General features: G+C 43.1%; 12 protein-coding genes. 5 read left to right on the top strand and 7 right to left on the bottom strand.

All coding sequences use genetic code 11. The annotated features are described in order from the left end of the window. Positions 1 to 12: 12 nt before the first annotated feature. From ABUE36_RS13490 to ABUE36_RS13480, 3 genes are all read right to left on the bottom strand, one after another. Positions 13 to 1,029, bottom strand: coding sequence for a DUF4767 domain-containing protein (locus tag ABUE36_RS13490; protein WP_421016916.1), 1,017 nt, complete (start codon positions 1,027 to 1,029; stop codon positions 13 to 15). A gap of 64 nt (positions 1,030 to 1,093) precedes the next feature. Beyond that, on the bottom strand, positions 1,094 to 1,849 hold the full coding sequence (locus tag ABUE36_RS13485) for a hypothetical protein (protein WP_421016915.1): 756 nt from the start codon (positions 1,847 to 1,849) through the stop codon (positions 1,094 to 1,096). Positions 1,850 to 2,079: 230 nt separating this feature from the next. Then, entirely contained in the window at positions 2,080 to 2,349 is a 270-nt protein-coding gene (locus ABUE36_RS13480) for a hypothetical protein (RefSeq protein WP_421016914.1), read from the bottom strand. Between the two features lie 60 nt (positions 2,350 to 2,409). Here ABUE36_RS13480 and ABUE36_RS13475 point away from each other — a divergent pair, with 60 nt between their 5' ends. Next, entirely contained in the window at positions 2,410 to 2,655 is a 246-nt protein-coding gene (locus tag ABUE36_RS13475) for a helix-turn-helix domain-containing protein (protein WP_421016913.1), read from the top strand. A gap of 154 nt (positions 2,656 to 2,809) precedes the next feature. On the opposite strand, the gene ABUE36_RS13470 is transcribed toward ABUE36_RS13475, so the two are convergent. Both ABUE36_RS13470 and ABUE36_RS13465 read right to left on the bottom strand, forming a co-directional pair. Beyond that, the gene (locus tag ABUE36_RS13470; protein ID WP_421016912.1) at positions 2,810 to 3,061 is read right to left on the bottom strand and encodes a kinase to dihydroxyacetone kinase; all 252 of its coding nucleotides are present in this window, start codon (positions 3,059 to 3,061) and stop codon (positions 2,810 to 2,812) included. Between the two features lie 165 nt (positions 3,062 to 3,226). After that, the gene (locus tag ABUE36_RS13465; protein WP_421016911.1) at positions 3,227 to 3,412 is read right to left on the bottom strand and encodes a hypothetical protein; all 186 of its coding nucleotides are present in this window, start codon (positions 3,410 to 3,412) and stop codon (positions 3,227 to 3,229) included. A gap of 236 nt (positions 3,413 to 3,648) precedes the next feature. Here ABUE36_RS13465 and ABUE36_RS13460 point away from each other — a divergent pair, with 236 nt between their 5' ends. Then, positions 3,649 to 3,777 (top strand): hypothetical protein, encoded by a 129-nt coding sequence (locus ABUE36_RS13460; protein ID WP_421016910.1) that lies wholly within the window; start codon positions 3,649 to 3,651, stop codon positions 3,775 to 3,777. Between the two features lie 57 nt (positions 3,778 to 3,834). Continuing rightward, positions 3,835 to 4,080, top strand: coding sequence for a hypothetical protein (locus tag ABUE36_RS13455; protein WP_421016909.1), 246 nt, complete (start codon positions 3,835 to 3,837; stop codon positions 4,078 to 4,080). Positions 4,081 to 4,094: 14 nt separating this feature from the next. Here the strand turns inward: ABUE36_RS13455 and ABUE36_RS13450 are convergent, their stop codons facing one another. Both ABUE36_RS13450 and ABUE36_RS13445 read right to left on the bottom strand, forming a co-directional pair. After that, positions 4,095 to 4,280 (bottom strand): hypothetical protein, encoded by a 186-nt coding sequence (locus ABUE36_RS13450; RefSeq protein ID WP_421016908.1) that lies wholly within the window; start codon positions 4,278 to 4,280, stop codon positions 4,095 to 4,097. Between the two features lie 168 nt (positions 4,281 to 4,448). Next, complete coding sequence (locus ABUE36_RS13445) at positions 4,449 to 9,383, bottom strand: adhesive domain-containing protein (protein WP_421016907.1); 4,935 nt, start codon at positions 9,381 to 9,383, stop codon at positions 4,449 to 4,451. 299 nt (positions 9,384 to 9,682) lie between these two features. Between ABUE36_RS13445 and ABUE36_RS13440 the strand changes: the two genes are divergently transcribed. After that, entirely contained in the window at positions 9,683 to 10,834 is a 1,152-nt protein-coding gene (locus ABUE36_RS13440) for a serine hydrolase domain-containing protein (protein ID WP_421016906.1), read from the top strand. A 178-nt stretch (positions 10,835 to 11,012) separates the two neighbouring features. Then, the gene (locus tag ABUE36_RS13435) at positions 11,013 to 12,806 is read left to right on the top strand and encodes a glycerophosphoryl diester phosphodiesterase membrane domain-containing protein (RefSeq protein ID WP_421016905.1); all 1,794 of its coding nucleotides are present in this window, start codon (positions 11,013 to 11,015) and stop codon (positions 12,804 to 12,806) included. The last annotated feature ends 28 nt before the right edge of the window (positions 12,807 to 12,834 follow it).

Below are 12,834 nucleotides of genomic sequence, written 5' to 3'. Positions count from 1 at the left end.
CTCTTTTTTTTCTTAGGAATTATCTTGAAGGTGTGTTGCTAAAGTATCGATATCCATTTTATGAGTTTGGTAATAATTCTCCGTTTGCAGTTCCGTCATTGTTTCAGTAGCGGAAGAGTCAGAATGATTAACAATGGTGACATTGTTGTTTGAAATTGAAAAACTGTTATCACCGCCAGAAGTATCAGTGCCTACATTTCCTTGTTCTGTGGAAGAATCAAAGTCGTAATATGTTGGTGAATCTCCACTAACACTACTTGGAATGGCATCTTGCAAATTATTACTATCCAGATATTTATAATAAAGGGTTGCTGCCAAATGCTGTTCATCTAAGCCGGCGAACACTCCCGTACTATTGCGTGAACTGGCACTACTATTTGAACTACTGTTTTGCGAACCACCTTTGAATTTCACACCTTGACCGTTAAAGATAGATGTAAAGTTGGTTGCCACATCAACATTTTTAGTTTCTGTAAAGTGAATTTTGTTATCACTTAGTCCTTGAGATTGCTCAGTTACAAGAGCTACTGGTTGCTTGTCATGAATTGCGAATAAGTAAAGATGTTGGTCAAGCTGATGTTGAGAAATTTGATATTCTGCGTCGCTGTATACAGCGACAACCTCATAATCTTTAGTTCCTGTTCCATTAGTTGAGTATTCGATTGATACCGGGGTGTCTTCAACCGCAATGTCATTTTTTTGAAATTCATCAGGAAAGTTGATTCCGTTGAACTTAACGTTATTGCTGGGTGAGTACTGTTTGTAAATTTGGTGCATTGCTGGCCCCCATGCGGCCATGAATTGACTTAACTGTTTATCTTGCACATTGGACCAAGATAAGTTCGCAGTTGGCGTACTGTTTTGTGTGCTGGCACTAGATGAACTTGATGTTAATTTACTTGATTGTTTCGATATAGTGGAGGAACTGGATTTATTGTTAGGCTTTTTAGTTGTTGAGCATGCGGTTAAAGTAGTACCCATTAAGAGCAAAATTATGATACTTGTAAGTAGTTTATATGACGTGGTCATCTTGATGTCCTTTCTGAATTATAAAATAACTATGTACAGACCGAATTGCTCCGGTCATGAGAAATTAAAAGGCCGCTTGTATTATTCTTTGGGCTGCGGACACAAAATCATCATTTGAAAAGAATATTTTTAGCTTATTATCATTACTCATAGTAAAGTACATTTGGTTGGCTGCTTGATTATCAATACTTTCATCTGGTATTGAGCCTTCTTTTTCCAGTTCCTTAACTGATGGATTATAAATTTCAGTTATGAAAGTATCATACGATTGTTGATTTAAAATTCTATTAACAATTGGAATTAATGGCTGATAGCCTCTAGCATTATAACCAAATGTATATTCAGACATATGCTGATTTAAACCGGATGACATTGTTTTAGTTAACTTTTCAATATTTTTTCTAATGCTTGGGTCAAATTTAGATAGTCCCTCTGGTCGGGCTGGCAGTATTGAAAACATTGAGTTCCAGATGTTGTAATAAGCGTATAATTTTGCAGGATTCCCGATCAAGGGAGTTTGATTACTTGATCGGCTTAAGTCTTGAAATTCCGGTACATCCATAAAGAAAAATGCAGCGGTTCTGAGGGTGATCTCACCTTGATCGCCAAAAAATGAAGAAGCTCTATACGCTGGCAGACGATGTAAATAACGTTTAGCAATAATGCTTGCTATGAATAAGATAAATGAAAAAAGTAAAGCATGACCATTGTCAATAAGAATTGATGCTGGAAGTCCAAGAAGGCCGATTGCAATTAGCCATCCTAAAGTTATGTTTAATAATTTAAAACCCTTCGAACTTGGTTCGTTTACTGTATACATAAAAAATACCTTTCTTAAGTTAGTTAAAGTTAATTATGATTGGAAAGTGACGTGAGCTACCACTGCAGGGCTTTTTAAAACTGTTAAAAGTAGTTTCGACTGCTAGATACTGTTTTCAAGTTTTGTAGTTCTTAAATGACAGGCATCAATTGATTGCATTTAAGTACGATGTAAATCTTTTTATAAAGTATTCCTCCTTTTAAAATATTAATATCCCTAAATAGGGATATTCAATCGAAAAAAATATGAATCGGAATTTTTAATTTCTGATTGAGTTGTTTAATTTCGAACACATTGAAAGGAACAATTTGCTTAATCTTTTTACTGACTGTGTTTGGTGATTTATCAACTGTTTCAGCTATTGTTTTTACCATAATATTGTGAGCTGATAAATATCCAGCCAATGCATTAATTTCACTGATAATGATAACCTCCTTTTCTAAATCCCCATATAGGGATTTTAATTCTAAAACAAAATTAATGCAATCTTTTTTTTGCAAAAGTTAAAAAAACATTCGATAAGCCTGCTAAACTTGAGATTATTGTTTTAGGAGGAATTAATGCAAATGATTGGTGAAATCATAAAAGAAACCAGACATTCAAAAAAGTTAAGCTTGCAACAACTTTCGGATAATATGAAAGAAAGATATTCTAGTAAGGCAGCATTGCCTTCTAGGTCAATGATACAGAGATATGAAACTAATCAAACTGATATACCCGCTAAAACATTGTTGTTAATTGCTGACTACTTTGAATTAGATCTAAACTCCATTGCAAAAGTTTACGGAGAGGCAAACAGAAGATAGGCATGTCGGCTGGTATTTGTGCTGATTGACAAGATTATAGTTGCGCTGAAAATGAAATAAAAATAATATGTTAAAACCCGATGTTATTCGTAAACATCGGGTCTTTTTCAACCAAACTAGTTGATCAACTTCTCATTTTTTAAATCTTCAATAGTTATCCCTTCAATCCTCGTGACTGCCGATCCATATCCTCGACCACAATATCAAAGATTTCACCAAGGGTGGCGCAGTACTTAAGGATATCCCAGGGTTCGTTAGTGTGAAAATGAATCTTAATCAGGTTCTCATCGCCCACTGCAATGAGGCTATCACCCTTAAAATTGGCTTTTATGTATGCGTCGATCTTATCTTCATCAAGGTCGTGTCCGTCGATTAAACATTGCGTATCATAGCGAAACTCAATCATTATCGTATCTCCTATCCTTGTTTGTCATTATTAAGTAGCTTCATTGTAGGTGTTTGACTGCCTAAATGCATGAATTCTAGCTTAACTAAAACAACGCCACCATTTAGTCTGGATGTTTCCAAACTGAATGTGTGGCGTTGTCTTTGTAATTAATTAAATGTCATCTTAGAAAACGTTACCGAGAAACGAGAATCCACCGATCACTAAGAAAATGAGTACTAACCAGATGGCGATGTGGGCGAAGAAAACGAACCCTGCAATGACAACCAGCGTGCCTAAAATCCAGAAAACGGCCTTCCCGATGAACCGCCCAAACACAAGTAAGATGGCCAGTCCAATTAATAGCCCCATTGAGGAACCCTCCTAAATTTAAACGTGTCAATTAACGCATTTCGTTAACTGTGCCCAAATTTTAGCATTTTTATGGACCGATACAAGTGGATAAATCGTAAGGATTAGTAAAACTGATTACGCACTTTATAAACTTTTCTGAGATTCTCTCATGTTTCTTTCAGCTTTAAGCACTTTTAAGCTTGGCGAACTCAAATTAGTCTTGAAGCTATGTTAAAAAGCGAGAGAGATGAGACATGATGAAAAAATTATCACAATGGCAAGTAACATTACTGATTGAAATCGGTTTTGCCGTTCTTAGTGTGGCTATGTTTGCGGCATTAGTTCATGGCAATCAAGTGTTTGCGACAGGTGATTACCACTGATTACGGAAGTTATTAAACGAATACCCAGCTTGCAACAATCCAAAGGGGATGTTAAGCATGTTTGATGATGAAGATATTATTGAAGAGGCTATGGAATTTGTACTGGTTAGAACGAAACCTGAATATTTAAACGAAATGTTAAGCATTCTTGATGAGTTGCTTGTTGAGGTGCGTGCAACTCGTAACATCGCTGGTCTGATTGAATTACCAACGGTTCAAAGCCGCATGATTAAACCGGAATATGTGGACGAAGTGAACACGATTAAGCACTATTTTGGTAAACATCCGTTGGTAATGAGTTAGTTAAGCAGATGATGTTAGTGCAATCCGTGCTGAGCCATTTTAGCGAATTGCTCTGGATCAACAAAGAAGGTGACCTCTCCGGTTTCTGGATTCACCTTGGGGTAGACATTAACACTGATAGGTAAAACTTTATCCTGATTTTCTACCGTCAGCTTAAATATGTTGCCCCAGGCGTACATTTTGCAATCTGATTTTTCCATGATGTCGAGTTGCTCCTTTATCTTTTAATGTGGCATGTTTAATTTAGTTCAAGGCTTGACACAAATAAAGCAAGTCATTTCAGCGATGTGGTCTAAACGCCGAAATGACTTGCTTTTGAAATTCTGAATATTAATACATTAATGCCTGCAACTCGTTATTGTCTCAGACTAACGTTTTCTGATGAAGCGGTAAGCAGCGGCAATTGCGCCAATCAGTAATCCAGCACCGAGTATCGAAGCAACAGTGGCGCGTTGCTGATCTGTCAGTGGAAGAACGCCTGATTTATCACGTTGCGTCTGACTAGTCGTTTGCGATCCTGACCGTCCTGAGGCAGTACCGCTACCTGATTGAGGTGCAATGGCACGTGGTCCATTAGCAGTACCACTTGTTACAGAGCGTCCGTTTGATCCGGACCCACTGGTACCAGTTGTACCGGTCATGCCTGAGCCCGTTGTTTTTGAACCTGTTGTTCCTGAGCCACCTTGACCAGTCGTGGCTGATCCTGAACGACCCGCTTGGCCGGTGGTACCAGAAGTAGTGCCAGTGCCTGTGGAACCAGATCCGGTTGTGCCTGTCCCGCCGTTGCCGGATGATGTTTGTCCGCCAGAGCCTTGACCTGCCCCGTTTCCGGTATTACCAGAACCAGTGTTTCCAGAGCCGCCAGTGTTACCTGAACCGCCGTTATTCCCAGTGCCTGGGTTACCAGGTGTGCCAGGCTGACCGCTACCAACTGTAACGTTCACTGGTGTACTGTCCTTAGTGTTGTTGCCATTAGCAGCCACAATCTTAACGGATAGTGTTTGACCATCAGTTAAACCGTCAATTGGAATGGAGAAGCTACCGTCTGCATTCACTGGTGCAGTTTTTGTTGAGCCATCCGGCAATGTTACAACTGCGGTAAACGTTGTCCCATCTGGAACTGGTGTTGTGATATTGGCATTCCCAGTTACTGCAGTGTCACCGGTATTAACTGGATTAACGGTTGGTGTCCCCACGTTATAATCATCCAGTGGATTTGTTGCGTTTGGCTGACTAACAGTGATTGAAACGGGTGCACTATCCTTGGTATTGTCACCATTGGTAGCGACAATCTTAACACTCACCGTTTGACCAGGTGTCAGGGCACCGGTGTCGATGTTAAAGGAACCATCAGGGTTCACAGTGCCAGTTTTTGTCGAGCCATCTGGTAGTGTTGCGACCGCGGTAAACGTGGTGCCATCTGGAACTGGTGTTGTAATGTTGGCGTTCCCAGTCACGTTGGTGTCACCGCCCTTAGCTGGGTTTACGGTTGGTGTGCCAACGTTATAACCATCCAATGGATTCGTTGGGTTGGTTGGGTCACCAGCTTCAACAGTTACGGAAGCAGGGGAACTGTCTTTCGTATAATCTCCGTTTACAGCTTGCAGTTTGACAGATACGATTTGGCCAGTAGATAAGGCACCTGTGTCCACTGTGAATGTGGCCTTGTCGCCGTTAACCGTTGCGTCGACGGTTTTGGTTGAACCATCTGGTAAGGTAGCAATGGCCTTAAACGTGGTCCCATCAGGAATTGGTGTGGTTAATGTGGCTGATCCAGAGACGCTGGTGTCGCCATTTTTCGCCGAATTCAGCGTTGGTGTTGTGACATTGTAGTTTGTTAATGGATCTTCGAAAGTTGGATCAGACTTACTAACGAAGAAGGTAACTGGCAAACTATCTTTGGTGTTTTCACCATTCATTGCCACAATTCGAACGCTGATTTCTTCTCTTGCAATCAGTGTGCCGGAGTCAATTGAGAAGGACCCATCTGGGTTAACAGTGGCCTCTTTTTCAATGTTACCAGGCAGGGTCGCAACGGCCTTGAATGTTGTTCCTTCTGGGAATGGTGTGTTGATGTTGGCATTCCCATCAATTGTTGTGTTGCCTTCCACGGCTGGTTCAACAGTTGGAACGTTAACGGTATAGCCATCCAGCGGATTACTTGGGTCGGCCTGATCAACAACGATGCCTGTTGGCAAACTATCTTTGGTGTTATCGCCATTGGTTGCCTGAATCTTCACGTTGATTTGCTGACCGGCTGCCAGTGTCCCAGTTTCAATTGAGTAGGAGCCGTCACCGTTAACGGTAGCTGTTTTTGTACTTCCGTCAGGCATGGTAGCGATGGCTTCAAACGTTGTCCCGTCAGGAATCGGCGTATTGAAGTTAGCATTACCAGTTACGGTGATTTCACCGGCCTTGGCTGGGTTAACACTTGGTGCATTAACGGTATAACCGTCCAATGGGTTGGTTGGATTAGTTGCTTCAACAGTTGTTGAGGCTTTAGCTCCATCCTTGGTGTTGTCGCCGTTAACCGCTTGTAGTTTGGCAGATACCACTTCGCCTGTCGTTAATGTACCAGTATCGGCTGTAAACGTCGCATTGACCCCGTCCACGGTTGCATCAACTGTTTTAGTCGTGTTGTCTGGCAATGTCAGAATGGCCTTAAATGTGGTGCCTTCTGGAATCGGAGCTGTCAGTACGGCCGACCCTGAAACACTAGTATCACCGTTCTTAGGTGTGACAAACGTTGGTGTTGCCACTTCGTAGTCAGCTAATGGATTTTCGGCTTCGCTAACGGTCATGTCAGTAGGTGTACTATCTTTGGTTGCGTCACCGTTTTTAGCCTGAATCTTGACACTAACAGCATCGCCCGCAGACAGCGTTCCTGAATCAATCGTGTAGGTACCATCAGGTTTGATTTCCGCTGTCTGTTGAACACCGCCGGGAAGGGTAGCAACGGCTGTAAAAGTCGTACCATCTGGATAAGGTGTGTTCAAGTTGGCATTCCCAGTAATCGTTGTGTCACCGGCCTTCGCTGGGTTCACTTCGGGTGCATTAACGGTGTAGTTATCGAAGTCATTGGGCACAACGGTTGTCGTTGCCGGTGAACCGTCCTTGGTATTTTCGCCGTTGACTGCCTGAAGTTTGACTGAAATGTCTTGCCCTGTCCGTAGTGAACCGGTGTCAATGGTAAATGAAGCTTGATCACCATTTACGGTAACGTCACTGGTGACTGGTCGGCCACTCGGTAGGGTTGCGACCGCTTTAAACGTTGTTCCCGCAGGAATTGGTTCCGTTAATGTCGCAGTTCCTGAGACACTGGTCTCGCCGTTCTTCGGCTGCGTCAATGTTGGCGTTGCAACGTCGTAATCAGCAATTGGGTCTGTTACCACGGCCTTGCCGACAGTGATGTCAGTGCCGGTACTGTCCTTGGTGGCGTCGCCATTTTTCGCTTGGATACGAACACTAATGTCTTCGCCTTCTGTTAATCCACCGGAGTTGATCGTGTAACTGCCATCTGGATTAACCTCTGCCGTTTTCTCAATGCCACCAGGGAGTGTTGCGATAGCGGTAAACGTCGTTCCTGAAGGGTAAGGTTCGTTTAAATTAGCGTTTCCTTTAATCGTTGCGTCGCCATCGTTTGCCGGGTCAACACTTGGTGCGGCAACGGTATAGTTTTTAAATGGATCTTCCGCTTGAACGGTTACTGAACGTGGTAAACCGTCCTTAGTGAACTCGCCATTTTCTGCTTGAATCTTAACGGAGAGCACATCATTGGCGTTTAATTGGCCCGTGTTGATTGTAAACGTGCCAGTCCCATCATTAACGGCGACAGTGCCCTCTGCGGTGCCACCACCAGGTAATGTCGCTATAGCTTTAAACGTGGTGCCCTCTGGCATATTCTCTGCAATGGCAACATTTCCGCTGATACTGGTGTCGCCGGCCGTTGCGGTGTCGATATTAGGGATGTTAACGGTATAATTTTGAATTGGGTTAGTTGGATCTTCCGCATGCGCAGTCACTGTGGCAGGACTACCATCTTTAGTATTGCTACCGTTGACTGCCTGTAACTTAACAGATACTTCATCGTTAGCCGCCAGTGTGCCTGTGTTGACAGTAAATGAAGCATGGTTGCCATCAACAGTCACGTCACTAGTTGTCGTCCCACCGCCTGGCAGGGTTGCAATAGCCTTAAACGTGGTTCCCTCAGGGATTGGTTCTGTCAGTGTTGCGTTACCGGTAACGGTGGTATCGCCAGCGGTTGCTGGATTCAACGCTGGGGTTGCAACGTTATAATTTTCTAGCGGATTTTGTGGTGTTACCGCAAATTGGAGGTCAACAGCATCGCCTTCACTGCTTAATAGATCAATGTTCACGGCACCATTATTGGATAGAACGCCGTAAACTTTTGTGTTGGCTGCGGTTGGTTCACTTACAGTCGTTGTCAAACGTGCAGTAGTGTGACCAAGCAAGTTAACATTCAACAAGTTATTCAGCAGGTTGCTAGATACCCCAATAATCGGATTTAATACGTTAAGCAGTGCTTGTAATGCACCACGTAAGGTTGCTGTTAGTGGGTTAGAGGTCGGTAATGCGTTCAGTGCATTTTGCACGTCAGCAATAATTAAGCCAGTTTGACTCTTAACGTAATTGCCCAAGCCATCTGTAACATCGGCCGTGATACGGTCGTTTGTCACGGTACCAGCCACGTTGGCATGATAAGTACCTAATGGTTGTGCACTGGTCAAGCGGTTCAATGCATTTTGCACGGCCAGTAATTCAGGTGATCCAGTGCCTAACAGGGACAGGGCTGTTTGAACCAAGGCAACTTCGGCACTAACGCCTGGAATCTTGGACAGGTTAATGTCCGTTAAGGCTGCATCTACGGCAATGTTGGCACCGCCGACAACTTTGCCTCGTAATTCAGGGGCTAGTCCGAAGACCATCACTTTTTTCGTCGCTAAACCGACATCGGCGACCCCTGTCCCGGTGTAACTAAGGTCGAGATCATAATTTCCTTGAGCGTTCTTCGTTTGTGGGTTAGCTTTATTAGTAGTCATTTGACCATTTGATAGCAAGCTAACGTCCGCCAAACCAGCTCTGGCCTGACGAGTTGTTTGTGGTTCGTTGATGGTGTCAGCTAAAGCAACGCCGCTTGGTACTGAGGCACTAAGTAGCATTAGTGTGGCACCGCATACATAAATAGACCGGCGTAGGTTGTGTTTGAAATTAGCTCGAGATTCAGATGGTGATTTTTTTGACACCTTTTTGGGGGATTGCGTTGACGCTTTTGTTTTAGACATGACGTAGTCTCCTTTCGCGGCCCAAGTGGGCAACACATTGCTAAATGTTTGCCTGACGCCCACATGTTTTGGGGCCTCGGCATCACTCTGAATCGATCATGATCAATTAAAAATGACTACCCGTCGATAGTACCTGAATCGTAACAAGTAATTGTTCATAAGCAAAAACATATGCTTTTTATAATTAAATTTGTGATGGCGAGTTCATATCGAAGTATGAAAATTATGGCATGGCAGTGAACTGTTGATATAATGAATCGATAGGAAAATGTTGATTCGTAGTAGGAAAGGAGAGGAAAATGTTCAAACAAAAAAGAATTTGGTTTGTAGTCCTCATCGTGCTGCTAGTCAGCACCTTAGCGTGGGGGACGTTGTATCATGAGGTGCAACGATCAACGAAAGTGGCACATCCAGTTTACAAACGAAAACCTGCTGTTAAGCCAATTGCGACATGGCAGAGTGCTAAAATACCGACGGCAATTGACCACACACAGGCTGATTCGTTGGATAAAAAGATGCAATCAATTGATTTTGTCGGTTCCGTTCTCGTCGTTCGTGGCGGGAAAGTGGTATTTGAACGTCAATATGGGAATGCTAATGCAGCCCGAAAACGGCAGAATGGTGCAGATACGGCGTATGCTATTGCTTCCATTCAGAAAATAGCTACTGGGGCATTGGTCATGCAGCAAGTGCAACAAAACCACCTGTCTCTTTCTGACCACATCAGCAAATTTTATAAAGACGTTCCACACGGCAATGAAATTACAATTAGGCAAATGCTGGACATGACTTCTGGATTAACTTTGCCTGGACCACCTGGCCCGACTACGCCACAAACGGATAAACAAATTGTAGATTACGATTTGCATCACTTAAAATTTAATCCACAGCTTTATAATCAGTGGCGTTATTCGCAAGTGAATTACAATATCTTGGCAGGAGTACTGACTAAACTGACGGGAAAGTCTTACGAAGCCTTGTTCAATCAGCAGGTTATTCGGCGCTTTAATTTGCGGCAAACGGTGTTTATGCCGTCTGACAACCCGCATGTTGCCGTATCATACGCGGGCACTAAAACCGACAACGTGGACTATGGTAAGGAAGTCGTGACGCCGGACGCAATGTGGCATGACGAGCTGGGAACCGGACGCATCGCGATGTCGGCACGTGATTTGTACGTTATGATCAGTCAAATTATGCAGGGCAAATTAATCTCTCAAACTTCAGTGAATCAGTTATACGAATCTGGCAGTCGCAGCACTTACGGTGGTGGTACGTACAACATGTATGGTGCGGCAGTTAATCATGGGCTGGGCTACGGTTATCAAGGAATGTCGATCGTTTCAAAGAATGGGCAGAATGGGCTGATCATGCTAAGTAATTCATTTCGTGCTAAACACAGTGTGAAGCCGTTTGCAGAACAACTGTATCTCAATTTATTTAAAAAATAGCAAATTAATTCACTGGTTAACAAAAATTCCTCAAGCAACTTTATTAGTTGCACGAGGAATTTTCTTTTGTCACCGTGTGATTAGCAGTAAAGTGGTATTTAACACGCAAAACGAATAATAAATTAGCTATGAAAAAGATTATGATAGAACGAGTAACTTCATCAGAGAGGATGTACTTATGACGGGGACTAAGCGAACGAGTATTTGGCGTTTTTTAGGCGCTTTTTGGTACTTCTTTAAGCATTATTCATTTACAGCAATTATTGTATACGCTATTTTAATTCCGGTGTTTTCTTGGCTTGGTGCAGGCATTTTACGCTGGAGTCATATTCCGTATCTGTCTTACACGAATGCTATCTCAGTGGCAAAGGATCATCCATGGGCGATGGTTAGCCTACTCTTGTTATTGCTGCTGATTGTTCTGTCAATTTACATGCAGTTTGCTTATTTACTGTTGATGGTGGCTTATCGACGGAAGGATCAACGACCGACTATCCGCCAGTTGGTTGCTCAGTTATGGCACAGGTTACCACGTTTATCACCCGGCACGTTTGGCTTTTTCTTGCTGTACTTTTTGCTAATCGTTCCGTTTGGGGGTAGCTTTATCAGTACACCGTTACTGGCAAAGGTTCAAATTCCCGACTTTATCGTTGAGTTCATCATGACTAAGCCACTGTTAGTGGTCGCGTTGGTGTTACTGTATGTCGGCGCTTTCTATTTTGGAAACCGATTATTTCTTGTTATTCCAATGCTGATGTTTGAACAACAAACGGTTCGGCGGGCAGTTCGTGCATCCTGGCAAAGAACATGGGGACGGTTTTGGTGGATCACATTGCGGATTGTTGGCATTATCGCAAGTATTTCGGTTCTGTATGGCATCATGTTAGGTGGTTTTTATTTTGGGCAACGGTGGTTTGATACTCAAGGACACACAACTGCATTGAGCGCTGCAATTGTTAACTTTAATTTGTTAACGCTGGTCAACTACACGATTTCAATCCTCGCGACTGTGTGGGTATTGGACCTGAGTTTGCAACTGATGAAAGATTATGACGTCCACGCTTTTGATGGCCTGCCAGATTTGCCGCGAGTAAAAGCGAAGCCTTGGTGGCGAGTGGCTGTTCCGGTTGCCTTTACCGTTGTTGCCATTGTGTTTGCAGGCTACGGTTACAGTTATTTTGCCGGATTGCTGGTCGTGAATCCACAAACGTTATCCCACCGAGGTGTTGACGATGGCAATGGCGTGCAAAACACGGTGCAGGCATTAAAGAAAACACATAAGGAACACCCGACTTATGTTGAAATGGATATTCAAGAGACACGTGATCATAAGTTTGTCGTCATGCACGACCCGAACTTAAGTACCTTAGCTGGTCAAAATAAAACGGTCGACAAACAAACGTTAACCGGTTTAACAGATACCACGATTCATGAAAATGGTCATCAAACAAAAATTGATTCTTTCGACGATTATCTTCATGCAGCGCAACAGATGCATCAAAAACTGCTAGTTGAAATCAAGTTGAATGCTGGTCAGAATAGACAGGAACTCGTTAACCGGTTCATAAAACGTTATGGTGACTCACTGCTTGCACATCATGACATCATTCATTCACTGGACTATGGTGTTGTTGAACAGTTGAAGACTCAACGGCCAGCGCTGACGGTGGGCTACATTCTGCCGTTTAACTTTATTGGCGTGCCGCAGACCAAAGCAGACTTTTACACGATGGAATACACGACGTTAAATGATCGGTTTGTCAGTGGCGCTCATCGGGAGCACAAAAAAGTGTTTGCGTGGACTGTGAACGATAGTGATTCGATGATAAAAGTCATGAACATGGACGTTGATGGTGTCATTACCGATCAGTTAAGCACGTTAAAAAAGCAAATTAGGCAGCAACAGGGTGGGCGTGATTATGCCACCCAGCTGCTGCAGTACGGCACTCAGGTGATTAGCGATAACCAATAGTCGTTTGAGCTGAGAGAGTAAAGGGGAT

Origin of the sequence: Furfurilactobacillus cerevisiae, from assembly GCF_048961765.1 — a bacterium.
In the GTDB taxonomy this organism is placed as follows: Bacteria; Bacillota; Bacilli; order Lactobacillales; family Lactobacillaceae; genus Furfurilactobacillus; species Furfurilactobacillus milii_A.
The sequence above is the reverse complement of the archived record's forward strand: the minus strand, read 5'-3'. Positions and strand labels throughout refer to the sequence as shown.

Coding starts and splice junctions, on each gene's coding strand:
- ABUE36_RS13470 (WP_421016912.1), bottom strand. CDS start 3,061: ATGATTGAGTTTCGCTATGATACGCAATGTTTAATCGACGGACACGAC.
- ABUE36_RS13465 (WP_421016911.1), bottom strand. CDS start 3,412: ATGGGGCTATTAATTGGACTGGCCATCTTACTTGTGTTTGGGCGGTTC.
- ABUE36_RS13485 (WP_421016915.1), bottom strand. CDS start 1,849: ATGTATACAGTAAACGAACCAAGTTCGAAGGGTTTTAAATTATTAAAC.
- ABUE36_RS13435 (WP_421016905.1), top strand. CDS start 11,013: ATGACGGGGACTAAGCGAACGAGTATTTGGCGTTTTTTAGGCGCTTTT.
- ABUE36_RS13455 (WP_421016909.1), top strand. CDS start 3,835: ATGTTTGATGATGAAGATATTATTGAAGAGGCTATGGAATTTGTACTG.
- ABUE36_RS13475 (WP_421016913.1), top strand. CDS start 2,410: ATGCAAATGATTGGTGAAATCATAAAAGAAACCAGACATTCAAAAAAG.
- ABUE36_RS13445 (WP_421016907.1), bottom strand. CDS start 9,383: ATGTCTAAAACAAAAGCGTCAACGCAATCCCCCAAAAAGGTGTCAAAA.
- ABUE36_RS13440 (WP_421016906.1), top strand. CDS start 9,683: ATGTTCAAACAAAAAAGAATTTGGTTTGTAGTCCTCATCGTGCTGCTA.
- ABUE36_RS13460 (WP_421016910.1), top strand. CDS start 3,649: ATGATGAAAAAATTATCACAATGGCAAGTAACATTACTGATTGAAATC.
- ABUE36_RS13450 (WP_421016908.1), bottom strand. CDS start 4,280: ATGGAAAAATCAGATTGCAAAATGTACGCCTGGGGCAACATATTTAAG.
- ABUE36_RS13490 (WP_421016916.1), bottom strand. CDS start 1,029: ATGACCACGTCATATAAACTACTTACAAGTATCATAATTTTGCTCTTA.